Source organism: Pseudomonas sp. 31 R 17 (genome assembly GCF_900004915.1).
Classification (GTDB): domain Bacteria; phylum Pseudomonadota; class Gammaproteobacteria; order Pseudomonadales; family Pseudomonadaceae; genus Aquipseudomonas; species Aquipseudomonas orientalis_A.
The window spans coordinates 87,405-112,767 of record NZ_CVTN01000068.1; the positions used below are offsets into that span (position 1 = coordinate 87,405).

Below are 25,363 nucleotides of genomic sequence, written 5' to 3' on the forward strand. Positions count from 1 at the left end.
CGGCGCAAAGGTGCAGGGCCGCATGGCGGGTTGGCGTCTTTGTCTAACTCAGCTGCGACTGGAGGTAATCGACCAGCGCAGAATGACTGCCCCCCCGCCCGCGCACGAACCAGCCCAGTTTGTGCTGCAAGGTGGCCGGCGTGAAGGCCGCGCACAGATCAGGACGCTGCGCTTGCAGCCATTGCAGCAGGTTGTCGATCAGCACGACCGGCGACTGTTCCTCCAGGTGCCTGAGCAACGACGCAGGCACTCGCCACCACGGGCACGCTTGAGCTGGCGTGACCGGTCCAGTTGCCACCGTCAGCGGGCGGCCATTGATCAGGTAACGCCCAAACACCGGCAAGACCGCGCCTGCCTGGTCATCCAGGTGCTGCCACATCGGCCCAAACCGGGCGCCATCCCAGAAGCGGAAAAACACCGCCTGGTCATTGGGCAGGAACACCTTGCTCAAGCCTTGCAGGTGGGCGACCACGCTTTCCAGTGGACTGGAAGATACCGCCAGCCACCCCCAATCGTCGGCTGGCGCGGCGGCTACCCAATCGAGAAACGCGCTGCCCGGCTCGACGATGCCCACGTAAGGCATCACCGCCTCCCACTGGGCGTAGGCCGTGCCTGCCCAGATCGCTTGGGGCAGCGGCCCCGCCGCCGTGGCTTGCCAGGCAGCGAGCGGCCCGGCGTCGCTGGCATTGCCGAGTACGGCATAAATTCGCTCATCGGCAAGTAAAGGGCACTGCGCCAGCCAGCTGCGGGGGTCCAGGGGTGTGCGCATCAGGAAACACTCCGTGCATGCCCGCTGATATCGCACTGCCCGGCACGGCAGCGCTCGCATTCCTCGCAAAACGGCGCACTGCGCTTGAGGGTGGCCACTTGCACAGGGCTCAGGGGGAGCGGGATAACCGCTTGCAGCGCCTCCTTCAACCCAGGCGTCAACGGCGCCATCGTAGCGGCAGGCGCCCCGCCAGGCTGGATCGGCACACTGCTGAAAATGCCGCCCGCCGACAGCGTGATCGACTGCCCTCCCGCCTGAATCGTAACGCTGGCCCCCGCATCGATGACGATGCTCTGCCCTGCCCCCAATTGAAGGGTGCAACCGGCACGCATGTGCTGCGAACCGCCGATCACCAGGTGGTCATCCTGCTTGAGTTCAGTCAGGCGATTGCCGTGAGTGATGCGTTGCTCTTCGCCCTGCAACTCATGGTGCGACTCGCCGCCCACCGTAACCCGGCGCTGGTTATCGACCTGCACCTGCTGGTCATGCAACACGTGCTGGGTCCAGTCGCGCTGGGCGCGCAGGTAAATCTCCTCGGCGCCCTTGCGGTCCTCGATGCGCAGTTCGTTGTAGCCGCCACCACCGGGGCTGCTCTGGCTGCGAAAGATACTGCGAGTCTTGTCCGCCGGCAGATCGAGGGGCAAACGATTCGCTGCGTTGGGCAGGCAGCCCATCACCAGCGGCATGTCCACGTCGCCATCGACGAAGCCCACCAGCACTTCCATGCCGACGCGCGGGGTCAGCACCGCCCCGTAACGATCATGGGCCCAGCCGCTCGCCACGCGCAGCCAGCAACTGGAGTGTTCGTTGTGTTCCCCGTCGCGATCCCAGGCCATCTGCACCTTGACCCGACCGTATTCGTCGCAGTGCACCTCACTGCCGACAGGCCCGGTGACCACCGCGTTCTGGTAACCCGACAGCTGTGGCCGGGTCATGATCACAGGCGTTCGGAACGGCACCTCCCAAGGCGTCACGACAAATTCGTTGCTGTAGCCTGCGGGCACGTCATCCCCATAGGTCTCAGGCGCAGACTCCTCCAATACTTGCGGCTGCTGCCCGGTATGGTGCAGCTGGGTGACCAGCCACAGTTCATTCCACTCCTGACGCGGGTGATCGGCCATCTTCAGAAACTGCCCGGTGACCAGGGCCGGCTGGTCGCTGATGCCGCTGGCCTGGCGAAAGTCACTGCGATGGCGCTCCAACACACGTTGCGCCAGGTACTTGCCGTGCGCTCGGTCCGTAAAATCACCAGGGTAGCGTTGTTCGTCGAGGGAGGGGCGTTGCGCGCTGGAGGCCGTGCCTTCCAATACCAGGCTGGGCTTTTTGAAGTCGTAGGCCCGCAGGTTCACGCCGGCAGTGCGGGTTTCGAGCCGCAACATAAAGCGCTTGATCGCGGGGGCCCCGGCCACCATCCCGGAACCGGCCAGGTAGGGCGTTTCCTGGTCCGGCTGCCTGAACACACTCTGGTCATCGCCAAACACCAGCAAGTGGCGCTCGGGACTGTGCTGAAAGTGGTAGTGAATGCCCGACTCAACGCACAGGCGCTGGATGAACTGCAAATCGGTTTCGTCGAACTGAACACAGTATTCGCGCTCGGGATATTGACCGCTCAGGCGAAACACGAAGGTATCGGCCTGGATTTCCTGAGCCTCCAGCACCCGCGCAATGATCTGCGGCACGGTTTTTTGCTGAAATATCCGTTGGTGAGTGCTGTGTTCCAGATACGCCAACTGCGGCACCAGGGTGATCTGGTAACGGGTCAGGCGCTTGCCCGAATCGCCTTGCGCGACGCGGTAAACCTGGCCATGAATGCCATGGCCCTGAGCGTCGAACCCCAGGAATGCCTGGCGGTGCAGAAGGCTGTCGAGGTCAAGGTCGGGTTGTTCGCTGACCAACTCAAGGTCAAAGCGAAAGGGCAGGCTGATAAATTCATCGCCCATGAATCCATGAACCTTGAGATCACAAGGCTTCCCATCCAGGGTCAGATTAAAGGCACTTTGATTGGCAGGAGCGAACATCCGGTGTTTCTCTGCAGAAAGGTGAGTGAGCGATTCTGCAACAGCCGTTTACCGAGTCGGGCACTGCTCCGGAAAATAAGTAAGGTCCTACATCGGCGATGCCGGAATCCTCAAGGCCTGATCGCTCAGGCAAAAAAAAGGCCCGCATCCATCGGACGCAGGCCTTCTTTTCGATGACTGGGCGATCAACGCCCAGCGGTATTACTTGTTGAGGTTGTAGTCTTTTTCCGCCGCATCAAAGCGCTCGACCATACCGGCAGTCGGTGCACCCATCTTGCTCACGAAGTAGATCGCCAGGCTGGCGAAGATGAAGCCTGGGATGATTTCGTACAGGCCGAGCAACTCGAAGTGTTTCCACACGATCACGGTGATCGCGCCCACCAGGATGCCGGCCAGTGCGCCGTTGCGGGTCATGTGTTTCCAGATGACCGAGATCAGCACCACAGGACCGAAGGCAGCGCCGAAACCGGCCCAGGCGTAGCTGACCAGGCCCAGCACGCGGTTTTCCGGGTTGGCGGCCATGGCGATGGCGATCAAGGCCACCACCAGCACCATGATCCGACCGACCCATACCAGTTCAAGCTGGGAAGCGCCCTTGCGCAGGAAGGCCTTGTAGAAATCTTCGGTCAGGGCGCTGGAGCACACCAGCAACTGGCAGCTCAGGGTGCTCATCACGGCCGCGAGGATGGCCGACAGCAGGACACCGGCAATCCATGGGTTGAACAGGATCTTGGCCAGTTCGATAAACACGCGCTCAGGGTTTTCGGTCACGGGACCGGCCACCTCGGGATGCGCCGAGAAGTAAGCGATGCCGAAGAAGCCCACCGCCACGGTGCCACCCAGGCACAGAATCATCCAGGTCATGGAGATGCGACGCGCCTTGGCAATCGACTTCACCGAATCCGCCGCCATGAACCGCGCGAGAATGTGCGGCTGGCCGAAGTAACCCAGGCCCCAGCCCATCAGCGAGATGATGCCGATGAAGGTGGTGTTTTTCAGCATGTCGAAGTTGGTCGGGTCCTGGGCTTCGATGGCCAGGAAGGTAGTGTCCACGCCGCCGGTGGCCAGCAGTACGATAATCGGCGTCAGGATCAACGCGAAGATCATCAGCGTGGCTTGCACGGTGTCGGTCCAACTGACCGCCAGGAAACCGCCGATAAAGGTGTAGGCAATGGTCGCCGCGGCACCGGCCCACAACGCCGTCTCGTAGGACATGCCGAAGGTGCTTTCGAACAGACGCGCACCGGCCACGATGCCGGAGGCGCAGTAAATGGTGAAGAACACCAGGATCACCACGGCGGAAATGATCCGCAGCAGGCCGCTTTTATCTTCGAAGCGGCTGGAGAAGTAATCCGGCAGGGTCAGGGCGTCGCCATTGTGTTCGGTCTGCACCCGCAGGCGACCGGCCACGAACAGCCAATTGAGGTAGGCACCGACGATCAGGCCGATGGCGATCCAGCTTTCCGACAAGCCCGACATGTAGATCGCGCCCGGCAGGCCCATCAACAACCAGCCACTCATATCGGAAGCACCGGCGGACAAGGCTGTCACCACGCTACCGAGGCTGCGACCGCCAAGGATGTAATCGGAAAGGTTGTTGGTGGAGCGATAGGCCATCAGGCCGATCAGCACCATTGCTGCGATATAGATCACGAACGTGATCAGGGTGGGGTTGCTAACGCTCATAGAAGTGACGCCCTGGCTTTGTTTTTATGTAGCGACGGTCTGTCAGACCGCTACCGGTAGTAACCCGATAAACGATACTGAATGCCGCGCATTTATGACTGGCGTTTCCCCAGGAAAGCCGCCAGCCGATGAACCAAACCGTAGAGGTGGTTGCACCTTGGTGCGCGAATGCTATTCAACAATGCAAATAAGGTGCAACCAGTTTCTTGCGAATAAGTTGCACCTTCGCGCTTTTGCGCACAAACACCGTGTTTTTGCTCCTTTTCGGAGCAAGAACATTCAATCTCAGAAGCAAATGCACCGACAAGCAGCGGATTCGGTCAAAGGCCGGATTTTTTCCGATCAAGCGTCGTAAATTTCATGAACAAAAAGGGTTGCACCCGGTTGCACCTCGCCATGGGCAAAGCTAATCTTGCCACCAGCAGATGCCACTCGGTAGTGGCACCCATGAGGATAAGAATATGGCTACGACCACCCTTGGGGTCAAACTCGACGACCCGACCCGCGAACGCCTCAAGGCCGCCGCGTCCTCCATTGATCGCACGCCGCACTGGCTGATCAAACAGGCAATTTTCAATTACCTGGAGAAACTCGAGGGTGGTGCAACCCTGAACGAGCTCAATGGCTTGAGCAACAAGGACGCCGATGATGCGGGCGAGGTCCAGGCCGACAACGCGCACCAGTGCTTCCTTGAGTTCGCCGAGAGCATCCTGCCGCAGTCCGTATTGCGCGCCTCGATCACCGCCGCTTACCGTCGCCCCGAGCCGGAAGTGGTGCCGATGCTGATCGAACAGGCCCGTCTGCCGGCCGACATGGCCGAAGCCACCCACAAATTGGCCGCCACGATTGCCGAGAAACTGCGCAACCAGAAGAGCGCCGGCGGCCGTGCCGGTATTGTTCAGGGCCTGCTGCAGGAATTTTCCCTGTCGTCCCAGGAAGGCGTGGCGCTGATGTGCCTGGCCGAAGCGCTGCTGCGCATCCCGGACAAGGGCACTCGCGATGCACTGATCCGCGACAAGATCAGCACCGGCAACTGGCACCCGCACCTGGGTAACAGCCCGTCGCTGTTCGTCAATGCCGCCACCTGGGGCCTGCTGTTGACCGGCAAACTGGTCGCCACCCATAACGAAGCCGGCTTGACCTCGTCCCTGAGCCGCATCATCGGCAAAAGCGGCGAGCCGATGATCCGCAAGGGCGTCGACATGGCCATGCGCCTGATGGGCGAGCAGTTCGTCACCGGCGAAACCATCGCCGAAGCCCTGGCCAATGCGAGCAAGTTCGAAGCCAAGGGCTTTCGCTACTCCTACGACATGCTCGGGGAAGCCGCGCTCACCGAGCACGATGCGCAGAAGTACCTGGCCTCGTACGAACAAGCCATTCATTCCATCGGCAAGGCGTCCCACGGCCGTGGGATCTATGAAGGCCCAGGCATCTCCATCAAGCTTTCCGCCCTGCACCCGCGTTACAGCCGCGCGCAGTACGAGCGGGTGATGGACGAGTTGTACCCGCGCCTCTTGTCGCTGACCTTGCTGGCCAAACAGTACGACATCGGCCTGAACATCGACGCCGAAGAAGCCGACCGCCTCGAGTTGTCCCTGGACCTGCTCGAGCGCCTGTGCTTCGAGCCGCAACTGACCGGCTGGAACGGTATCGGTTTCGTGATCCAGGCCTACCAGAAGCGTTGCCCGTACGTGATCGACTATGTGATCGACCTGGCCCGCCGCAGCCGCCACCGCCTGATGATCCGCCTGGTCAAAGGCGCGTACTGGGACAGCGAAATCAAGCGCGCCCAGGTCGAAGGCCTGGAAGGCTACCCGGTGTATACGCGCAAGGTCTACACCGACGTTTCCTACATTGCCTGCGCACGCAAACTGCTGTCGGTGCCGGAAGTCATCTACCCGCAGTTCGCCACGCACAACGCCCACACCCTGGCCGCCATCTACCACATTGCCGGTCAGAACTATTACCCCGGCCAGTACGAATTCCAATGCCTGCACGGCATGGGTGAGCCGCTGTACGAACAGGTCGTAGGCAAGGTTTCCGAAGGCAAGTTGAACCGTCCATGCCGCGTGTACGCCCCGGTCGGTACCCACGAAACACTGCTGGCGTATCTGGTGCGTCGCCTGCTGGAAAACGGCGCGAACACTTCATTCGTCAACCGCATCGCCGACCAATCCATCTCGATCCAGGAGCTGGTGGCCGATCCAGTGGCGAGCATCGAGCAGATGGCGACCGTGGAAGGCGGCTTCGGCCTGCCGCACCCGCGTATCCCGCTGCCGCGTGACCTGTATGGCCGCGACCGCGCCAACTCGGCCGGTATCGACCTGGCCAACGAGCATCGCCTGGCATCGCTGTCCTGCGCCCTGCTGGCCACCGCCCACAACAACTGGAAAGCCGCGCCGATGCTCGGTTGCGCCGCCAGCGAACAACCGGCTGCCGCGGTGCTGAACCCGTCGGACCTGCGCGATGTGGTCGGTCATGTTCAGGAAGCCACGGTCGAAGACGTCGACAATGCCATCCAGTGCGCTATCAGCGCCGCGCCGATCTGGCAGGCCACCCCGCCTGCCGAGCGCGCCGCGATCCTGGAACGCGCCGCCGACCTGATGGAAGGCGAAATCCAGCCACTGATGGGCCTGCTCGCCCGTGAAGCCGGCAAGACCTTCGCCAACGCCATCGCGGAAGTGCGCGAAGCCGTGGACTTCCTGCGCTACTACGCGGTCCAGGCTCGCAACGATTTCACCAACGACGCCCATCGCCCCTTGGGCCCGGTGGTGTGTATCAGCCCGTGGAACTTCCCGCTGGCGATCTTCAGCGGCCAGGTTGCCGCTGCGCTGGCCGCCGGCAACCCGGTCCTGGCCAAGCCTGCCGAACAAACCCCACTGGTCGCCGCCCAGGCCGTGCGCATCCTGCTCGAAGCCGGTATCCCGCAAGGCGTGCTGCAATTGCTGCCGGGCCAGGGCGAAAGCGTCGGTGCGCGCCTGGTCGGTGATGAGCGCGTCAAGGGCGTGATGTTCACCGGTTCCACCGAGGTTGCACGTTTGCTGCAACGCAGTGTGGCCGGGCGCCTGGATGCCCAGGGGCGTCCGATTCCGCTGATCGCCGAAACCGGTGGCCAGAACGCGATGATCGTCGATTCGTCGGCGCTCACCGAACAAGTGGTCATCGACGTGGTGTCGTCGGCCTTCGACAGCGCCGGCCAACGTTGCTCGGCCCTGCGCGTCCTGTGCCTGCAGGAAGATTCGGCAGACCGCGTCATCGAAATGCTCAAGGGCGCCATGGCCGAATGCCGCCTCGGCAACCCGGAGCGCCTGTCGGTGGATATCGGCCCGGTGATCGACGCCGAAGCCAAGGCCGGCATCGAGAAACACATCCAGGCCATGCGCGACAAAGGCCGCAACGTTTACCAGGTGGCGATTGCCGATGGCGACGAGATCAAGCGTGGCACCTTCGTGATGCCCACCCTGATCGAGCTGGAAAGCTTCGACGAGCTGCAACGGGAAATCTTCGGGCCGGTGCTGCACGTGGTGCGCTACAAGCGTAAAGAGATCGACCAGCTCATCGGCCAGATCAACGCATCCGGCTACGGCCTGACCCTGGGCGTGCACACCCGCATCGACGAGACCATCGCCAAGGTGATCGACAACGTCAACGCCGGTAACGTCTACGTCAACCGCAACATTGTCGGCGCCGTGGTCGGCGTGCAGCCGTTCGGCGGTGAAGGCCTGTCGGGTACCGGCCCCAAAGCCGGTGGTCCGCTGTACCTGTACCGCCTGTTGTCGACCCGTCCTACCGATGCGATCGAGCAATCCTTCGTACGTGGCGACGCGTTGACCGCACCCGACCTGCGCCTGCGCGACGCCATGAGCCAACCGCTGACCGCGCTGAAAACCTGGGCCGACACTCATAAGTTCAGCGAACTGAGCGCCCTGTGCACACAATTTGCCGCACAGTCGCAAAGCGGTATCACCCGCCAACTGGCCGGCCCGACCGGCGAGCGCAACAGCTATGCGATCCTGCCGCGCGAGCACGTGCTGTGCCTGGCCGAAGTGGAAGGCGACCTGCTGACCCAACTGGCCGCGGTATTGGCGGTAGGCGGTTCGGCGGTATGGCCGGAAACCGAGCTGACCAAGGCCTTGTTCCCACGCCTGCCGAAAGATATTCAGGCGAAGATCAAGCGCGTGGCCGACTGGACCAAGGACGACGTGGTGTTCGACGCGGTCCTGCATCACGGTGATTCCGACCAATTGCGCGCGGTGTGCCAGCAAGTGGCGCAGCGTGGCGGTGCGATTGTTGGCGTGCATGGTCTGTCGCAGGGCGAAACGGCGATTGCGCTGGAGCGCCTGGTGATCGAGCGGGCATTGAGCGTCAACACCGCTGCGGCAGGCGGTAACGCCAGCCTGATGACCATCGGCTAAACGCGGTAAAAAATGTGGGAGGGGGCTTGCCCCCGATTGCGATGGATCAGCCAGCTTATGTTTGGCTGACACATCGCTATCGGGGGCAAGCCCCCTCCCACATTTGGCCCCATTTCAATTCCCTGCCTGCGTTTTGCCCCTCTATCACCCAGATCAATCTTGCTATCCACCCTCCATTCGCGCACTTAGACTCAGGCCAATTCCTTCAAAGGTAATCCGCCATGTCCGAGACGCTGCTCAGTTCCCGCAATCTGGCTTTCGAGCTGTACGAAGTCCTCGATGCCGAGGGCCTGACCCAGCGCGAGCGGTTTGCCGAGCACACTCGCGAAACCTTCGATGCCGCCATCAGCACGGCGCGCAGCATTGCCGAAAAGCACTTCGCGCCGCACAACCGCAAGAACGATGAAAACGAACCGCGCTATGAAGACGGCAAGGCGATCCTGATTCCGGAAGTAAAGCCGGCCGTGGATGCCTTTCTTGAAGCCGGTTTTCTCAACGCCGCGCGCAGTTTCGAAGCCGGTGGCATGCAGCTGCCTACATTGCTGTCCCAGGCCTGCTTTGCACACTTCCAGTCAGCCAACGCCGCGTCCACGTCCTACCCGTTCCTGACCATGGGCGCCGCCAACCTGATTGAAAGTTTTGGCACCGAGGAGCAGAAAAAACGCTTCCTGCAGCCAATGATCGACGGACGTTTCTTCGGCACCATGGCCCTCACCGAACCGCATGCCGGGTCGTCTTTGTCGGATATTCGTACACGCGCAGAGCCTGCGGCGGACGGCAGCTATCGCCTCAAGGGCAATAAAATCTTTATCTCCGGCGGCGACCACCCGCTGTCGGAAAATATCGTGCACATGGTGCTGGCCAAGCTGCCCGACGCACCGGCCGGGGTGAAGGGCATTTCGCTGTTTATCGTGCCCAAATTCCTGGTCAACGATGACGGCAGCCTGGGCGAGCGCAACGACGTGCTGCTGGCCGGTCTGTTTCACAAGATGGGCTGGCGCGGCACCACGTCCACAGCGCTTAATTTCGGTGATAACGGCAACTGTGTCGGCTACCTGGTGGGCAAACCGCACCAGGGCCTGAGCTGCATGTTCCAGATGATGAATGAAGCCCGCATCGGCGTGGGCATGGGCGCGGTGATGCTCGGTTATGCGGGCTATCTTTACTCGCTGGAGTACGCCCGCGAACGTCCGCAAGGCCGCCTGCCGGACAACAAAGACCCAGGCACCGCGCCCGTGTCGATCATCCAGCACGCCGATATCAAGCGCATGCTGCTGGCACAAAAAGCCTATGTCGAAGGCGCCTTCGACCTCGGCCTGTACGCCGCGCGGCTGTTCGACGACACCACCACCCTGCCGACCGACGACGCGCGCAAACAGGCCCACGAGCTGCTGGACCTGCTGACCCCCATCGTCAAATCCTGGCCGTCGGAGTTCTGCCTCAAGGCCAACGAACTGGCAATCCAGATTCTTGGCGGCCATGGCTATACCCGTGAATACCCGGTGGAGCAGTACTACCGCGATAACCGCTTGAACCCGATCCATGAAGGCACCCATGGCATCCAGTCCCTGGATTTGCTCGGGCGCAAACTGGCGCAGAACGGCGGTGCCGGGCTCAAGCAATTGATTCGGCTGATCGCCGAGACAGGCGCGCGGGCACAGCGGTACCCATCGCTGACCGCGCTGAGGCAACCGCTGGAGCACCTGGTCAGTCGCCTGCAAAGCGTCACCCTCGGCCTGCTGGGCGATCTCGCCCAGGGCAAGGTCAGCAGCAGCCTGGCGAACTCGGCGCTGTACCTGAAGGTGTTCGGGCACACGGTGATTGGCTGGCGCTGGCTGGAACAGGCGATTCGCGCCGAAGAAGGACTGGCCAGGGACAACGCGGCCGATGTGGCCTTCTATAAAGGCAAGCTCCAGGCCGCCCGGTACTTCCTGACCTGGGAAGTACCAGGCTGCCATCATGAACTGGCGATTCTGGAGGCACGTGACGATACGTGCCTGGGCATGCAGGAGGCGTGGTTCTAGGGCTGGATCGCCTTGGAAATCACCTCGACCGTGGCGCTGACTTGCTCTTGGTAACGGTCAAGTTCCTGTTGGTGAGCCTGCTGCATTTCGATTTGCTCGGCGCACAGGTTCAGCGCGGCCAGTACCAATAATTTGTCACCGATCAGGGTCGGGTACTTTTTCTTGGTGGTGGCCAGGGAGGCCTTGAGCATAGTCACGGCGTGCATCAGGGTCTGGTCTTCCCCGGCCGGTGCCTTGATCGAGTAATCCTCTCCGAGAATCGAAACGACCTTTATCCCTTCGTTCATGCGCTGACAGGCCCTGCGCTTACACGCTCAACCAGTGCCTGGATACGGGCGGCGGTGGCACCGTGTTTTTCTTCCTGTTCCATCAGGTTCAGTTGCAGGCTGTCGTTTTCGTCCCTGGCACGGGCAAGCTCCGCCTTGAGGGATTCGTTGCTGCCCAGCAGGTCTTGATTCTGCTGTACGAGGTCGCTGACCAGTTGTTCCAGTTGGCTGAGGGATGCTTCTAACATTTTGATTTCTCGAGCTTTTAAAAGGGCGGTGACGATAAAGAAAATTCACCTCGGATGCCAGGGTTTCCCCCGGCGCGCAGCCCGATTCCGAAGGCCCGGGCCGCACTTTCGAGCCTTAGTGACTGCAATTACCCAATCTGGTTCCTGAATCGCTGAAACCCCTGGTCAGATGCGACAAAAACGCACAGTCCCTTAAGACTTTAGTCGTAGGGCCGATACGCGATGCACACACCACCTCATGGCCGCACGGATCGCGCTCCCCCCAGGATTCCAGCATGTCTCTTCGTAATATGAATATCGCGCCGAGGGCCTTCCTCGGCTTCGCGTTTATTGGCGCCTTGATGTTGTTTCTCGGCGTGTTCGCGCTGAACCAGATGAGCAAGATCCGAGCGGCCACCGAAGACATCACCCTGGCCAGCGTACCCAGCATCCGCGCCCTCGACGAGTTCACCCAACTGACATTGCGCCTGCGCGTGTTGTCGTACCGCTTGCTCACCAACCGCGAGCCGGACGTGCAGCAAAAGACCCTGGAAGCCTTTGACCTGCGCAACCAGCAGATCCGCACCGCCCAGGGCGTGTATGAAAAGCTGATCGAGACCAGCGAAGAACGTTCGACCTACAACGAATACGTGCGATTGCTGGCTCAGTACCATCAGATCGAAGAGCGCATGAAGAGCCTGTCACGGGCCAATCAGGTCGATGAATTGCGCACCTTGCTCAATACCGAACTGCTGACCAACTCCGAGCAGGTCAACGGGGTACTCAACCGCCTGCTGGAAATCAATAACGCCATGGCCCTGGACACCAACCAGCAGGCCGAAGACCAGTACCACCTGGCCTTCAACATGGTCGTGGGCCTGCTGGTAATCGCCACCGCACTGACCCTGTTGTTCGCCTGGCTGCTGACCCGCAGCATCACCGTGCCGATCTCCCAGGCCCTGGAAGCGGCGGAAGAAGTGGCCGAAGGCAACCTCACGCGCCCGATCAAGGTCGACGGTAACGATGAAGCCGGGCGCCTGCTGGCCGCCATGGCCAAAATGCAGGACAAACTGCGCGACACCCTGCAACGCATCGCCGGCTCGGCCACGCAACTGGCGTCGGCCGCCGAAGAGCTCAACGCCGTCACCGACGAAAGCGCGCGCGGCCTGGCCCAGCAGAACAACGAAATCGAACAGGCGGCCACCGCCGTCAACGAGATGACCAGCGCGGTCGAGGAAGTTGCACGCAATGCCGTGAGCACCTCTGAAGCCTCGCGCAACGCCACCACCTCCGCCGGCGACGGGCGTGACCTGGTGCAGGAAACCGTCAGCGCCATCGAACGCATGAGCGGCGACGTACAAGCCACCGCGACCTTGATCGGTGAACTGGCCAATGAATCGCGCGATATCGGCAAGGTACTGGACGTGATCCGCGGCCTGGCCGACCAGACCAACCTGCTGGCCCTCAACGCGGCCATCGAAGCGGCGCGGGCGGGTGAGGCCGGGCGTGGTTTTGCGGTGGTGGCGGATGAGGTGCGCGCGTTGGCCCATCGTACCCAGCAGTCCACCAGCGAGATCGAACGCATGATCGGCAGCATCCAGGCCGGCACCGAGCATGCGGTGGATTCGATGCGCAACAGTACCGAGCGCGCCGAATCGACGCTGAACATCGCCAAGGGCGCGGGGCTGTCGCTGGACACCATCAACACCGCAATTGTCGAGATCAACGAGCGCAACCTGGTGATCGCCAGTGCGGCGGAGGAACAGGCGCAGGTCGCACGGGAAGTGGACCGCAACCTGGTGAATATCCGTGACCTGTCGGTGCAATCGGCGACCGGCGCCAGCCAGACCAGCGCGGCGAGCAACGAGCTGTCGCGCCTGGCGGTGGACTTGAACGGGATGGTCGGCCGCTTCCGCCTCTGACTGACGGCACTGGCTTGAAAATGCGGGAGGGAGCTTGCCCTGATGCCAGTCTGTAGGAGCGAGCTTGCTCGCGAAAAACGTCAACGATAACGCGTGCTTCCTGACTGACCGCGGCGCCTGTGAGTTTTTCGCGAGCAAGAGCTAGGCGCCCCCCTCGCTCCTACACTGGCATCAGGGCCTGCCCCCCTCCCACATTTGGAATGGGGTGGAAATCTTTATTATGGGATTCCCCCCACAAAAGCTTTTTGACAGCGCAGCAATTCAACAGGTTAGAATCCCTGGCACGCAGACTGCATGGTCAGTTTGCGCCCTGTCTTCCCTGCTCTGGAGTACTGCCTTTGAATGCGACGACCATCAACAGCCTGTTCTTGATCGGCGCGTTGCTGGTGAGTGCGAGCATTCTGGTGAGTTCTCTTTCGTCACGCCTGGGCATCCCGATCCTGGTGATCATCCTGGCCGTGGGCATGATCGCCGGCGTCGATGGCGGCGGCATCATCTTCGATAACTACCCGACCGCCTACCTGGTGGGCAACCTCGCCCTGGCCGTGATCCTGCTCGACGGTGGTTTGCGCACGCGGGTGGCGAGTTTCCGTGTGGCGCTCTGGCCGGCGCTGTCCCTGGCCACAGTGGGCGTGCTGATCACCACCGGCCTCACCGGCATGGCGGCGGCCTGGCTGTTTGACCTCAATATCATCCAGGGCTTGCTGATCGGCGCCATCGTCGGCTCCACGGACGCTGCGGCAGTGTTCTCGCTGCTGGGCGGCAAGGGCCTGAACGAGCGGGTCAGCGCCAGCCTGGAAATCGAATCGGGCAGCAACGACCCCATGGCGGTGTTCCTCACCGTGACCCTGATCGACATGCTCGCCAGCGGCCAGACCGGCCTGCATTGGAGCCTGCTGACCCACCTGATCCGCGAATTCGGCATCGGCGGCCTCGTGGGCCTGGGCGGCGGCTGGCTGATGCTGCAAATGGTCAACCGCATCAACCTGGCCAACGGCCTGTACCCGATCCTGGTGATCGCCGGCGGCCTGTTCGTCTTCGCCCTGACCAACGCCTTGCACGGCAGCGGCTTCCTCGCCGTGTACCTGTGCGGCCTGGTGATCGGCAACCGCCCGGTGCGCAGCCGCCACGGCATCCTGCATATGCTCGACGGCATGGCCTGGCTGGCACAGATCGGCATGTTCCTGGTGCTGGGCCTGCTGGTCACGCCCCATGACTTGCTGCCCATCGCCCTGCCCGCCCTGGGCCTGGCGCTGTGGATGATCCTGTTTGCGCGCCCGCTGTCGGTGATGGTCGGCCTGCTGCCGTTCAAGGCCTTCCACAGTCGCGAAAAAGCCTTTATCGCCTGGGTCGGCCTGCGCGGTGCGGTGCCGATCATTCTCGCGGTGTTCCCGCTGATGGCCGGCCTGCCCCATGCGCAGCTGTACTTCAACCTGGCGTTCTTTATCGTGCTGGTGTCGCTGCTGGTGCAGGGCACCAGCCTGCCGTGGGTGGCCAAGTTGCTCAAAGTCACCGTTCCGCCGGACCCGGCGCCGATTTCCCGCGCCGCCCTGGAAGTGCACGTCACCAGCGAGTGGGAGCTGTTCGTCTACCGCCTGGGCGCGGAAAAATGGTGCATCGGCGCCGCCCTGCGCGAGCTGAAAATGCCCGAGGGCACGCGGATCGCCGCGCTGTTCCGTGGCCAGCAACTGCTCCATCCGTCGGGTAGTACGGTATTGGAAGTCGATGATTTGCTCTGCGTCATCGGCCATGAACACAACCTGCCGGCCCTGGGCAAACTGTTCAGCCAGGCACCTCAACGCGGCCTGGACCTGCGTTTCTTCGGCGACTTCGTCCTTGAAGGCGACGCCCAGCTGGGCGCGGTGTCGGCGCTGTACGGCCTCAAGCTGGAGGGTATCGACCCGGACATGCCGTTGAGCCGCTTCATCACCCAGAAAGTCGGCGGTGCGCCGGTGGTGGGCGACCAGGTGGAGTGGAACAACACCATCTGGACCGTCGCAGTCATGGACGGGAACAAGATTGGCAAAGTCGGCGTCAGATTCCCCGAAGGAAGTCGCCCGGGCCCCGGGCTCTTCCTCTAAACTGCGGGGCGACAACGCCCCGATTCTTCACCTTGCTCGACCGGTCTCTATGCCAATCCTGCGCACTTTTCTCGCTACTGCCCTGCTGGGCCTGACCCTTTGTGTCGGCACCGTCCACGCCGCCGACCCGCCCAGCGCCGACGCTATCCAGCAAACCCTGGACAAGCTGCCCGACCGCAAGCTGCCCGACGCCGACATGAAGGCATTGCAGGGCATCCTGCAACAGACCCTGACGTACCTGGCCAACAAGCAGGATTACGAGCAGCGCCTGGCCGACCTCAAACGCCAGCTTGAGGACGCGCCGCGCCAGACGGTCGACAACCAGCGCGAGCTGACCCGGCTCAAGGCCACCAAAATCGTCCCGGTGGCCCAACGCTACGCCAGCCTGCCGGTGCCGCAGCTTGAGCAATTACTGGTGCAGCGCAGTACCCAGCAAGGCGACCTGCAAAAAGAGCTGGCCGACGCCAACAGCCTGACCATCGCCGCCCAGACCCGGCCCGAGCGCGCCCAGACCGAGATCAGCAGCAGCCAGACGCGCATCCAGCAAATCAATGCGACCCTCAAGACCGGCAAGGACAACGGCAAAGCCCTCAACGCCGACCAGCGCAACCAGCTCAACGCCGAACTCGCCGCCCTGAATGCGCTGATTCCCCTTCGCCGCCAGGAACTGGCCGGCAACAGCCAGTTGCAAGACCTGGGCAACAGCCAGCACGACCTGATCCAGGAAAAAACCACGCGCCTGGAGCAGGAAATCCAGGACCTGCAAACCCTGATCAACCAGAAACGCCTGGCCCAGTCCCAGCAGACGGTGACCCAACAGTCCATCGAAGCGCAGAAAGCCGGCGGCAGCAGCCTGCTGGCCACGGAAAGCGCGGCCAACCTGAAGCTCTCCGACTACCTGCTCAAAAGCACCGACCGCCTCAACGACCTGACCCAGAAAAACCTGCAGACCAAGCAGCAACTGGACACCGTGACCCAAAGCGATTCGGCGCTGGACGAACAGATCAACGTACTCAAGGGCAGCCTGCTGCTGTCCAAGATCCTCTACAAACAGAAACAGGCGCTGCCGCGCTTGACCGTCGACCGCGACCTGGCCGACGACATCGCCAACATTCGCTTGTACCAGTTCGAGGTCAACCAGCAGCGCGAGCTGATCAGCTCTCCCAGCGCCTATGTGGATAACCTGCTGGCCAACCAGCCGCCGGACGACGTCACCCCGCAATTGCGCCGCACCCTGCTGGAACTGGCGATCACCCGCAGCGACCTGCTGGAGCGCCTGAGCCGTGAATTGAGCGCGCTGCTCAACGAATCCATCACCCTGCAACTGAACCAGAAACAACTGCTCAGCACCGCCACCACCCTGCGCGCCACGCTCGATGAGCAGATGTTCTGGATTCCGAGTAACAAACCGCTGGACACCGAGTGGCTGGAAACCGTACCGGCGCACCTGACCAAGCAAGTCACCACCCTGCCCTGGGCCTCCAGCGTCAGCGAGCTGTATGACGGCCTGACCCAGCGTCCGCTGCTGTTCCTGCCGCTGCTGCTGTTGATCGGCGCGCTGCTGTGGCGGCGCAAGGCGCTGTATCAGCGCCTGAACAAGGTTCACCTGGACATCGGTCACTTCAAGCGCGACAGCCAGTGGCACACGCCGCAGGCGATCCTGATCAATATCCTGCTGGCAATGCCGGTATCCCTGGGCCTGGCGCTGTGCGGCTATGCCTTGCAGATCGACGCCCGTGGGCAGAACGCCAACCTGGGCTCGGCCCTGTTGCAGATCGCCCAGGCGTGGCTGGTGTTCTACACCGCCTACCGCATCCTCGCGCCCGGCGGCGTGGCCGAGCTGCACTTTCGCTGGGAAAAGCCCCAGGTCGAATTCCTCCAGGGCTGGGTGCGCAAGCTCGGGCTGGTGGTACTGGCCCTGGTGGCCGTGGTGGCCATCGCCGAGCACCAACCGGCGGCACTCGCCGAAGACGTGCTGGGCATCGCCGTTGTCCTCACCTGCTACGCCTTGATGGCGTGGTTGCTCAGTCGCCTGCTGCTCAACAGCCCAACCCACGAAAAAGCCTCGCTGTTCCGCAAAGCCGTGGGCCTGTTGTTCACCGCCCTGCCGATTGCGCTGTTTATTGCGGTGTGCTTCGGCTACTACTACACCGCGCTCAAGCTCAGCGACCGCTTGATCAACACCTTGTACCTGCTGATGTTCTGGCTGGTGATCGAAGCCACCTTCGTACGCTGGCTGAGCGTGGCCGCCCGACGCCTGGCCTATGCGCGCGCCCTGGCCAAACGCCAGGCCGCCAAGGAAGCCGGTGAAGGCGAAGCGGTGGTTGAAGAGCCGACCCTGGACATCGAAAAGGTCAACGAACAATCCTTGCGCCTGATCCGCCTGGCCCTGCTCGGCGGCTTTATCGCAGTCCTGTACTGGGTGTGGTCGGACCTCATCTCGGTATTTTCCTACCTGGATAACGTCACGCTGTACGAATACACCAGCGGCACCGGTGCGAATATCAGCATGGTGCCCATCAGCATCGGCGACTTGCTCGGCGCGTTGATCATCATCGGTATCACCTTCGCCCTGGCGCGCAACCTGCCCGGTTTACTCGAAGTGCTGGTGCTGTCCAAGCTGGAACTGGCGCAAGGCAGCGCCTATGCCACCACGACATTGCTGTCCTATGTGATCGCCGGCGTCGGTTTCGTCTCCACCTTGTCCACCCTGGGCGTGAGCTGGGACAAGTTGCAATGGCTGGTGGCGGCGTTGTCGGTAGGCCTGGGCTTCGGCATGCAGGAAATCTTCGCCAACTTCATCTCCGGCATCATGATCCTGTTCGAGCGCCCGGTGCGCATCGGCGACACCATCACCATCGGCAACCTGTCGGGCACGGTGAGCAAGATCCGCATCCGCGCCACCACCATCACCGACTTCGACCGCAAGGACATCATTGTCCCGAACAAGACCTTCATTACCGGGCAACTGATCAACTGGTCGCTGACCGACACCATCACGCGAGTGACCCTGAAACTGGGCGTGGACTACGGCTCCGACCTGGATCTGGTGAAGGAGTTGTTACTCAAGGCCGCCAGGGAAAACCCACGGGTATTGAAGGAACCGGAACCCCATGTGTATTTCCTCAACTTCGGCGAAAGCACCCTGGACCACGAGTTGCGCATGCACGTGCGCGACCTGGGCGACCGCAACCCGGTGCTGGACGAGGTCAACCGCTATATCAACCGTGAGTTCAAGAAGCAGCACATCAACATCTCGTTCCGACAGATGGAGGTGTACTTGAAGAACATGCACGGCCAGGAATACAAACTGGTGCCGGTGGAGGACGAACGCAAGACCCTCGTCGCGCCCGAGCAGGATACGCCCGAGCCGCCCGCCGCAAAGGTCGAAGATGCGCCTGAACCACCGCCGAGCAAACTCGACTAACGAACTGAGCCCCAGCCAAATGCTGGGGCATCCTGCTGGAGATGCCCGGTGAAAGCCCTCGACGAACTGACCTTCGACAACCGCTTCGCACGCCTGGGCGATGCGTTCTCGACCCACGTGCTGCCCGAGCCCCTGGACGAGCCTCGCCTGGTGGTGGCGAGCGACGCCGCCATGGCCCTGCTCGACCTCGACCCGGCCGTGGCCGAAACGCCCGTGTTTGCCGAACTGTTCGGCGGCCATAAGCTGTGGGCCGAAGCTCAGCCGCGGGCGATGGTCTATTCCGGGCACCAGTTCGGCGGCTACACCCCGCAACTGGGCGATGGCCGAGGGTTGCTGCTGGGCGAGGTGTATAACCAGGCCGGCGAGCATTGGGACCTGCACCTCAAGGGCGCCGGCATGACGCCCTACTCACGCATGGGCGACGGGCGCGCGGTATTGCGCTCCTCGATCCGCGAATTCCTCGCCTCCGAAGCGCTGCATGCACTGGGCATCCCCACCAGCCGCGCCTTGTGCGTGATCGGCTCCAGCACGCCGGTGTGGCGTGAGAAGCAGGAGCGCGGGGCCATGGTGTTGCGCCTGGCCCCCAGCCATATCCGCTTCGGGCACTTCGAATACTTCTACTACACCCAGAAACCCGAGCAGTTGGCCGAGCTGGCTGAACACGTATTGAACCTGCATTACCCCGAGTGCCGCGAACAGTCTGAGCCGTATCTGGCGATGTTCCGCGAAATCGTTGAGCGCAACGCCGAGATGATCGCCAAATGGCAGGCGTATGGTTTCTGCCACGGCGTGATGAACACCGACAACATGTCGATCCTGGGCATCACCTTCGACTTCGGGCCGTTCGCGTTTCTGGATGACTTCGACGCCCACTTCATCTGCAACCATTCCGATCATGAAGGGCGTTACTCCTTCAGTAATCAGGTGCCGATCGGGCAGTGGAACCTCAGCGCGCTGGCCCAGGCGCTGACGCCGTTTATCAGCGTTGACGCCTTGAAGGAAGCCCTCGGCCTGTACCTGCCGATTTACCAGGCGCACTACCTGGACCTGATGCGTCGCCGGTTGGGTCTGACGACCGCCGAAGAGGATGATCAGAAGCTGGTGGAGCGCTTGCTCAAACTGATGCAGAACAGCGGTGTGGATTACACGTTGTTCTTCCGGCGTTTGGGCGATGAATCAGCGGCGTTGGCCGTGGCGCGTTTGCGTGACGACTTTGTCGACCTGGCCGGTTTCGATGCCTGGGCCGAGCAGTACAAGGCCCGTGTCGCAAGGGACGGGGACGACAGCGAGGCACAGCGCCGCGAACGCATGCATGCCGTGAACCCGCTGTACATCCTGCGCAATTACCTCGCCCAAAACGCGATCGCCGCCGCCGAGTCCGGGGACTACAGTGAAGTGCGGCGGCTGCATAAAGTGCTGACCAGGCCGTTCGAGGAACAAGCGGGGATGGAGCAGTATGCACAGCGGCCGCCGGATTGGGGCAAGCATCTGGAGATCAGTTGTTCGTCTTGACCGCTTAGATAAAGGTCTCCACGGACACCCCGAAACGCTCGGCCAGCCAACGAATCTGACGCACGTTGAGCTGACGCTTTCCGCTCAATATCTCCGAGACGACTGACTGTGCCCCAACCCCCGGAAGGTCGCTCTGGGTGAGATTGTGCTCGCGCATCATGTAGCGCAGCACATCGACCCCGCTGGCGACGGGCATTGGGCGGTGTTCACGGTCATACGCTTCGATCCAGTCACTGAGAATGTCGACCAGGCTCATCAGCGGGCTGTCCTCGTCTTCACCCACGAGGCTCAACAACTCATCCAGACCGCATACCAGTGCGTCGTAGTCCGCCTCGTTTTCCGGCTTGCGCAGCACCGGCGAAACGAACTGCCAGTGTTCTGCCGCTACTTGCATAAGCGCGCTCATCTGTTTTTTTCCTTCCATTTGTCCTTCTCATAGTCGCGGTGGTCCAGCAGGTGCTTGATGTAAACGCGCTGCATTCGATACTGCACCGACGCGATCAACCTCAGCTTGTTACCGCCAATATCAAACACATGAAATTCACCTACCTTGTCCGTGGCGGGAAACATGGCTTTCATTGCAGCGAAGTTCTTGGGGGCGTTGCGCTTGATCACGCGATACCACTGGTCCAAAGCCGTTGCCGAGCGCGGCCATGTTTCCTTTGCTTCCCAGATCCTCTTTTCACTGATGACTCGCATGCAACGTCCCTATCGCATCTTGCTATGGAGGTTAAACCTGATTTCCGACTATCGCAATTTGCTATAGCCGTAAACAGACCAATGGCGCACAACAGCAAGCCTAGACAGACGACTCATTCGGCGCGGGAGAAACTGTGAGCGAATGAGTCTCTGCACCCAGCCTTGATAAATCTCAGCCCCGGCACCAGATACAACCTATTGGCCAGTCCCCAGGAGCCTCCGATGTCTGAACCTCTCGTAATCCCCTGCCCTCATTGCAACGGTCTCAACCGCATCCCCGGCGCACGCCTGGGTGATGCGCCCAAATGCGGGCGTTGCAAGCAGCCAGTGCTGTTGAACAAGCCGTTTGAATTGGAACAGGGCGACTACGCCAGCCAGATCAAGGGCGACCTGCCGTTGCTGGTGGACGTGTGGGCTGACTGGTGCGGGCCGTGCAAGTCGTTTGCGCCGGTATTCGAGCAGGCCGCCGGGCAGCTTGAAGGCAAATGCCGGTTGGCCAAGCTGGACAGCGAGGCCAACCAGCAGTTGTCGGCTCAGCTGGGGATTCGCTCGATTCCAAGTTTGATTCTGTTCAAGAATGGCCGGGAAGTGGCGCGCCAGAGTGGGGCCTTTCCGTTGCCACAGTTGATGAGTTGGTTGCGTAGTCAGGGCGTGTAACCCGGTCAGGAAAGCACCACAGGACAGTGTGGGAGGGGGCTTGCTCCCGATAGCGGTGTATCAGTGACACATAAGTGCCTGACACTCTGCTATCGGGAGCAAGCCCCCTCCCACATTTTTTAACCGCGTTTTAACTTGAGGATAGCGGGGCTTGGCGGTCCATCATCTGGCTGACCAGCATGACGCCAAGCTCGCTCAGTTGATGGATAGCCAGAGCCACATCGCGGTGTTCACCGGTGAGGTCGTTGGATAGATTGAGCAATAAGGTGCGGACCGAGGAGAAGGTTTCGTAGCTGTTGATGACCAGCGCTTCGGTGGGAAGGTTGGGTGTGACGGTGAATAAATTCATATTTTCGTTCTCTGCCAGGGCCATCGCCTGCTTGCTACTAAACAAGGGGCGGCAGCTGTACGCAGGTTAGTAGACCGGTAGAACGAAAGCAAAACCCGGCGCACCCGAAGGTGCCCTGCGCACAGCTACCATCGACAGGCAAAGACGCCATGCTTTTGGAGCGGTGCACATGCTTTCGTCTGAGCGGGCTACTAAACCCGATCACTGAACATTCAGCGACCGGCAAACCTTAGAGACCCACATCCAGACGCACAAGCCGGCGGATTCTGGCGTAGCTGTAGGCAAGGTTACAAGGCCAATCCTCTGCTGCCAGAGACTTCCTACAGACCTTGTGGGAAAAATCCAAATCCAAATGTGGGAGGGGGCTTGCCCCCAATAGCGGTGGGTCAGCTACAAATACGCTGGCTGACATACCGCCATCGGGGGCAAGCCCCCTCCCACATTGAAACTGTGTACTGCTTGAGGTCAGGCATTTTCCAGCAAGTTATGCAGTTCCACAAACTGTTGGGTCAGCTTGTGCCGTGGGTCCAGGTGAATCAGCGGCTTGTTCTCCTGGTGCGACTCACGCATGCGCACCGAGCTGGCCAGGTACACCGGCAGCACCGGCAGCCCTTCGGCAATCATTTCGTCGAGTATCTGCTGCGGCAGGCTCGCCCGGGCCTGGAACTGGTTGACCACGATACCTTCCACTTCCAGGCCTTCGTTATGGTCTTCCTTCAATTCTTCGATTTCAGCCAGCAGGCCATACAGGGCCTGCCGCGAGAAGCTGTCGCAATCGAAGGGGATCAGCACGCGATCAGCGGCAATCAGCGCCGAAACCGCATAAAAATTCAACGCCGGGGGCGTGTCCAGGTAGATACGGTCGTAATCCTCGCTCAACTCATCCAGCAGCTTTCGCAGCTTGTTGATCTTGTGCTTGGCCTCGAGCTTGGGCTGCAGGTCCGCCAATTCCGGGGTGGCGGTGATGACATGCAGGTTGTCGAAGGGCGTTTCGTAGATATCTACCTTGTTCTTCTTGGAAAACGGCCCGGAAGACAGGGTTTGCTTGAAAAAATCGGCGATCCCCATGGGAATGTCATCACCGGTCAGCCCGGTGAGGTACTGGGTGGAGTTGCCCTGTGCATCGAGGTCCACCAACAGGGTTCGATAACCTTCGCTGGCGCTGACCGCCGCCAGGTTGCAGGCGATGCTGGACTTGCCCACGCCGCCTTTCTGATTGAACACCACGCGCCGCATGGAAAAGCCTCCGTGTATCAATGAATAACCCGAGTGTAGAGCGCAAAAGCGCCGGTTAGCTACCTCGTTCATCCATCCGCTGTGCCTGGCTCACAAATGAATGGGAACGTTCCGATAATCCGGTTCGACCTTCTGTCGCACACAGCGCGTAAATTTCAACGACTTATTTGTAATCAATAGCGAACAAATTTTAACCAGTATTTGCTAGAACCCCACGGCACCGGGATAATGCGCGCCATTCGGCCATTGCCCTCTGTCCCGGAATCCGGGGCCATTGGCCGCACATGGAAGCCCGCAGGGGCGGGATAACTTCTCAGTGATCAACTTCAACATCGCCCAATGGCGCGCCTGGGCTCCAAGCCTTGAGAGTGCGGACGACTGGCACGCCTGGTGCCGGGACCCGGTGTTGCTGCCTGTCAGCGACGCGTCCCCCGATGTGTCATTTTTGCCAGCTATGCAGCGTCGCCGCCTGAGCCGCCTGGCGCGCATGGCGTTCAGCGTCGGCTGGCCACTGGCCGAAGGCCTTGAAGACCTGCCGCTGGTGTTCATTTCCCGCCACGGCGAAACCCCACGCACCCTCGACATCCTCAGCGACCTGGCCAACGAGCAGCCGCTGTCGCCGACCCAGTTCAGCCTGTCGGTGCATAACGCGGTGATTGGCCTGTGGTCGATTCTGCGCAATGAAACCAGCGAAATGACCGCCCTTGCCGCCGCCGGTGATGGCCTCGAACACGGCCTGCTTGAAGCCGCCGCGCTGCTCAACGAAGGCGCCCCGGCCGTATTGCTGATAATTACCGAAGAACAACCGCCCGAGGCGTATGCCAGCTGGATCGCTGACGTGCCCTTCCCCTATGCCCTGGGCCTGTTGCTGACGCCGGGCGACGAGTGGCAACTGGAACTAAACAGCAGCGCTGTCCAACTCACTCACACCCAGTGGCCCCACGCCCTGAACCTGCTGCGCACCCTGCTGACCGAACAGGGCGCCTGCCAACATGCCTGGAAGAACCGAGTATGGAACTGGCGACGCAAGTCCTGAACGACAAACCACGGCAGGCCTATTACTGGCGCCTGTTCGCCACGGCCGCCAGCTTCTTTGTGTTCGGCGTCGGCGGGCTGTGCCTGCGCTTGCTGGTGTTCCCGCTGCTCAGTTGCCTGCCGGGCGACGCCGGACAGCATCAACGGCGCGCGCGCCACACCATCAGTTGCCTGTTCTGGTTCTTCATTCGCCTGATGAAATGGCTGGGCATCCTCACGTACAGCGTCGAGGGCGCGGAGAAACTCGGTCGCCCGGGCCAGATGATCGTCGCCAACCACCCGTCGCTGATCGATGTCGTGTTCCTGATCGGCCTGATGCGTCAGACCAATTGCGTGGTCAAGCAGAGCCTGTTCCAGAACCCGTTCACCCGCGGCCCGGTGCGCGACGCCGGCTACATCAGCAACGATGGCAGCGCCGACATGCTCGATGCCGCTGCCGATGCCCTGCGCGCGGGGCAAACCCTGATCATCTTTCCAGAGGGCACCCGCACCACGCCCGGCGCGCCACCGGCCTTTCATCGCGGCGGCGCGGCGATTGCACTGCGCGGTGCGACGATCATCACCCCGGTGGTGATCAAGGTCAGTCCCACCACCCTGACCAAGGCCGAGCCCTGGTATCGCATCCCCAAGTGCCGATTCCACTTCAGTTTGCGTGTGGGTGCCGATATAGAACCACACGCGTTTGCCGCACTGGGCCCCGCGCCCCAGGCGTCACGCAAGCTCAACGATTACCTGCATCACTATTTCATTAAGGAGCTCGCCGAAGATGAGCGACCAACACCGCCTTGAGCACGACATAAAGACGCTGATCATCGAGGCCCTGGGCCTGGAAGACATCAGCGCCGACGACATCGGCAGCGACCAGACCCTGTTCGGCGAGGGCCTGGGACTGGATTCGGTCGACGCCCTTGAACTGGGTCTGGCGATTCAGAAAACGTACGGCATCAAGATCGACGCCGACGCCAAGGACACGCGCAATCACTTCACCAACGTGGCCAGCCTTGCGGCATTCGTCACGGCCAGACAGGCAGCTTGAGACC

General features: G+C 61.5%; 19 protein-coding genes and 1 pseudogene. 11 read left to right on the forward strand and 9 right to left on the reverse strand.

Going from position 1 to position 25,363, the window contains the following annotated elements; all coding sequences use genetic code 11:
• Positions 1 to 43: 43 nt before the first annotated feature.
• From BFP89_RS16840 to putP, 3 genes are all read right to left on the reverse strand, one after another.
• Positions 44 to 769, reverse strand: coding sequence for a DUF4123 domain-containing protein (locus BFP89_RS16840; protein WP_065886581.1), 726 nt, complete (start codon positions 767 to 769; stop codon positions 44 to 46).
• Entirely contained in the window at positions 769 to 2,787 is a 2,019-nt protein-coding gene (locus tag BFP89_RS16845; RefSeq protein ID WP_065886582.1) for a type VI secretion system Vgr family protein, read from the reverse strand. Before BFP89_RS16845 ends, BFP89_RS16840 begins: the two co-directional genes overlap by 1 nt.
• Before the next feature lie 201 nt (positions 2,788 to 2,988).
• Positions 2,989 to 4,473, reverse strand: coding sequence for a sodium/proline symporter PutP (gene putP / locus BFP89_RS16850; protein ID WP_065886583.1), 1,485 nt, complete (start codon positions 4,471 to 4,473; stop codon positions 2,989 to 2,991).
• A gap of 461 nt (positions 4,474 to 4,934) precedes the next feature.
• On the opposite strand from putP, the gene putA reads away from it, so the two are divergent.
• Both putA and BFP89_RS16860 read left to right on the forward strand, forming a co-directional pair.
• Positions 4,935 to 8,888: a trifunctional transcriptional regulator/proline dehydrogenase/L-glutamate gamma-semialdehyde dehydrogenase gene (putA, locus tag BFP89_RS16855; protein WP_065886584.1), complete on the forward strand. Its 3,954-nt coding sequence runs from the start codon at positions 4,935 to 4,937 to the stop codon at positions 8,886 to 8,888.
• A gap of 221 nt (positions 8,889 to 9,109) precedes the next feature.
• Positions 9,110 to 10,912: an acyl-CoA dehydrogenase gene (locus tag BFP89_RS16860; RefSeq protein WP_065886585.1), complete on the forward strand. Its 1,803-nt coding sequence runs from the start codon at positions 9,110 to 9,112 to the stop codon at positions 10,910 to 10,912.
• On the opposite strand, the gene BFP89_RS16865 is transcribed toward BFP89_RS16860, so the two are convergent.
• Together BFP89_RS16865 and BFP89_RS16870 are read right to left on the reverse strand one after the other, a co-directional pair.
• Positions 10,909 to 11,199: a cell division protein ZapA gene (locus tag BFP89_RS16865; RefSeq protein WP_057724383.1), complete on the reverse strand. Its 291-nt coding sequence runs from the start codon at positions 11,197 to 11,199 to the stop codon at positions 10,909 to 10,911. The two genes, BFP89_RS16860 and BFP89_RS16865, sit on opposite strands and share 4 nt — an antisense overlap.
• On the reverse strand, positions 11,196 to 11,426 hold the full coding sequence (locus BFP89_RS16870; RefSeq protein ID WP_057724384.1) for a hypothetical protein: 231 nt from the start codon (positions 11,424 to 11,426) through the stop codon (positions 11,196 to 11,198). Before BFP89_RS16870 ends, BFP89_RS16865 begins: the two co-directional genes overlap by 4 nt.
• Positions 11,427 to 11,716: 290 nt before the next feature.
• On the opposite strand from BFP89_RS16870, the pseudogene BFP89_RS29755 reads away from it, so the two are divergent.
• The 5 genes and pseudogenes from BFP89_RS29755 to selO all read left to right on the forward strand — a co-directional run.
• Positions 11,717 to 12,472, forward strand: a pseudogene (locus BFP89_RS29755) (MCP four helix bundle domain-containing protein); the annotation flags it as partial.
• Positions 12,464 to 13,327, forward strand: a complete 864-nt coding sequence (locus BFP89_RS29760; RefSeq protein ID WP_370671221.1) for a methyl-accepting chemotaxis protein — start codon at positions 12,464 to 12,466, stop codon at positions 13,325 to 13,327. The pseudogene BFP89_RS29755 and the gene BFP89_RS29760, both read left to right, overlap by 9 nt.
• A gap of 338 nt (positions 13,328 to 13,665) precedes the next feature.
• Positions 13,666 to 15,408 carry a potassium/proton antiporter gene (locus BFP89_RS16880; RefSeq protein WP_065886587.1) on the forward strand — a complete coding sequence of 581 codons (1,743 nt, stop codon included), beginning with the start codon at positions 13,666 to 13,668 and terminating at the stop codon, positions 15,406 to 15,408.
• A gap of 49 nt (positions 15,409 to 15,457) precedes the next feature.
• The gene (gene mscK / locus BFP89_RS16885) at positions 15,458 to 18,835 is read left to right on the forward strand and encodes a mechanosensitive channel MscK (protein WP_065886588.1); all 3,378 of its coding nucleotides are present in this window, start codon (positions 15,458 to 15,460) and stop codon (positions 18,833 to 18,835) included.
• A gap of 48 nt (positions 18,836 to 18,883) precedes the next feature.
• Positions 18,884 to 20,347 (forward strand): protein adenylyltransferase SelO, encoded by a 1,464-nt coding sequence (gene selO, locus BFP89_RS16890; RefSeq protein ID WP_065886589.1) that lies wholly within the window; start codon positions 18,884 to 18,886, stop codon positions 20,345 to 20,347.
• A gap of 4 nt (positions 20,348 to 20,351) precedes the next feature.
• Here selO and BFP89_RS16895 read toward each other — a convergent pair whose 3' ends face one another.
• Positions 20,352 to 20,753 carry a helix-turn-helix domain-containing protein gene (locus BFP89_RS16895; protein WP_057724389.1) on the reverse strand — a complete coding sequence of 134 codons (402 nt, stop codon included), beginning with the start codon at positions 20,751 to 20,753 and terminating at the stop codon, positions 20,352 to 20,354.
• Complete coding sequence (locus BFP89_RS16900; protein ID WP_065886590.1) at positions 20,750 to 21,046, reverse strand: type II toxin-antitoxin system HigB family toxin; 297 nt, start codon at positions 21,044 to 21,046, stop codon at positions 20,750 to 20,752. The genes BFP89_RS16895 and BFP89_RS16900 overlap by 4 nt, the downstream gene beginning before the upstream one ends.
• Positions 21,047 to 21,268: 222 nt before the next feature.
• On the opposite strand from BFP89_RS16900, the gene trxC reads away from it, so the two are divergent.
• Positions 21,269 to 21,703 carry a thioredoxin TrxC gene (gene trxC, locus BFP89_RS16905; protein WP_065886591.1) on the forward strand — a complete coding sequence of 145 codons (435 nt, stop codon included), beginning with the start codon at positions 21,269 to 21,271 and terminating at the stop codon, positions 21,701 to 21,703.
• A gap of 130 nt (positions 21,704 to 21,833) precedes the next feature.
• Here trxC and BFP89_RS16910 read toward each other — a convergent pair whose 3' ends face one another.
• Positions 21,834 to 22,052, reverse strand: coding sequence for a DUF6124 family protein (locus BFP89_RS16910; RefSeq protein WP_065886606.1), 219 nt, complete (start codon positions 22,050 to 22,052; stop codon positions 21,834 to 21,836).
• Positions 22,053 to 22,517: 465 nt separating this feature from the next.
• Positions 22,518 to 23,288 (reverse strand): ParA family protein, encoded by a 771-nt coding sequence (locus BFP89_RS16915; protein WP_057724393.1) that lies wholly within the window; start codon positions 23,286 to 23,288, stop codon positions 22,518 to 22,520.
• A gap of 316 nt (positions 23,289 to 23,604) precedes the next feature.
• Between BFP89_RS16915 and BFP89_RS16920 the strand changes: the two genes are divergently transcribed.
• The 3 genes from BFP89_RS16920 to BFP89_RS16930 are packed head-to-tail and all read left to right on the forward strand — an operon-like array spanning position 23,605 to position 25,359.
• Entirely contained in the window at positions 23,605 to 24,324 is a 720-nt protein-coding gene (locus BFP89_RS16920; RefSeq protein WP_065886592.1) for a beta-ketoacyl synthase chain length factor, read from the forward strand.
• A complete protein-coding gene (locus BFP89_RS16925) occupies positions 24,300 to 25,112 on the forward strand; it encodes a lysophospholipid acyltransferase family protein (protein WP_065886593.1) in 813 nt (270 codons plus the stop codon). Before BFP89_RS16920 ends, BFP89_RS16925 begins: the two co-directional genes overlap by 25 nt.
• Positions 25,090 to 25,359, forward strand: coding sequence for a phosphopantetheine-binding protein (locus tag BFP89_RS16930; RefSeq protein ID WP_065886594.1), 270 nt, complete (start codon positions 25,090 to 25,092; stop codon positions 25,357 to 25,359). Before BFP89_RS16925 ends, BFP89_RS16930 begins: the two co-directional genes overlap by 23 nt.
• The last annotated feature ends 4 nt before the right edge of the window (positions 25,360 to 25,363 follow it).

Excerpts from the sequence above, each read along its gene's own strand:
- BFP89_RS16840 (WP_065886581.1), bottom strand. The coding sequence starts at position 769 with ATGCGCACACCCCTGGACCCCCGCAGCTGGCTGGCGCAGTGCCCTTTA.
- BFP89_RS16845 (WP_065886582.1), bottom strand. The coding sequence starts at position 2,787 with ATGTTCGCTCCTGCCAATCAAAGTGCCTTTAATCTGACCCTGGATGGG.
- putP (WP_065886583.1), bottom strand. The coding sequence starts at position 4,473 with ATGAGCGTTAGCAACCCCACCCTGATCACGTTCGTGATCTATATCGCA.
- putA (WP_065886584.1), top strand. The coding sequence starts at position 4,935 with ATGGCTACGACCACCCTTGGGGTCAAACTCGACGACCCGACCCGCGAA.
- BFP89_RS16860 (WP_065886585.1), top strand. The coding sequence starts at position 9,110 with ATGTCCGAGACGCTGCTCAGTTCCCGCAATCTGGCTTTCGAGCTGTAC.
- BFP89_RS16865 (WP_057724383.1), bottom strand. The coding sequence starts at position 11,199 with ATGAACGAAGGGATAAAGGTCGTTTCGATTCTCGGAGAGGATTACTCG.
- BFP89_RS16870 (WP_057724384.1), bottom strand. The coding sequence starts at position 11,426 with ATGTTAGAAGCATCCCTCAGCCAACTGGAACAACTGGTCAGCGACCTC.
- BFP89_RS29760 (WP_370671221.1), top strand. The coding sequence starts at position 12,464 with ATGCAGGACAAACTGCGCGACACCCTGCAACGCATCGCCGGCTCGGCC.
- mscK (WP_065886588.1), top strand. The coding sequence starts at position 15,458 with ATGCCAATCCTGCGCACTTTTCTCGCTACTGCCCTGCTGGGCCTGACC.
- BFP89_RS16895 (WP_057724389.1), bottom strand. The coding sequence starts at position 20,753 with ATGAGCGCGCTTATGCAAGTAGCGGCAGAACACTGGCAGTTCGTTTCG.
- BFP89_RS16900 (WP_065886590.1), bottom strand. The coding sequence starts at position 21,046 with ATGCGAGTCATCAGTGAAAAGAGGATCTGGGAAGCAAAGGAAACATGG.
- trxC (WP_065886591.1), top strand. The coding sequence starts at position 21,269 with ATGTCTGAACCTCTCGTAATCCCCTGCCCTCATTGCAACGGTCTCAAC.
- BFP89_RS16910 (WP_065886606.1), bottom strand. The coding sequence starts at position 22,052 with ATGAATTTATTCACCGTCACACCCAACCTTCCCACCGAAGCGCTGGTC.
- BFP89_RS16915 (WP_057724393.1), bottom strand. The coding sequence starts at position 23,288 with ATGCGGCGCGTGGTGTTCAATCAGAAAGGCGGCGTGGGCAAGTCCAGC.
- BFP89_RS16925 (WP_065886593.1), top strand. The coding sequence starts at position 24,300 with ATGGAACTGGCGACGCAAGTCCTGAACGACAAACCACGGCAGGCCTAT.
- BFP89_RS16930 (WP_065886594.1), top strand. The coding sequence starts at position 25,090 with ATGAGCGACCAACACCGCCTTGAGCACGACATAAAGACGCTGATCATC.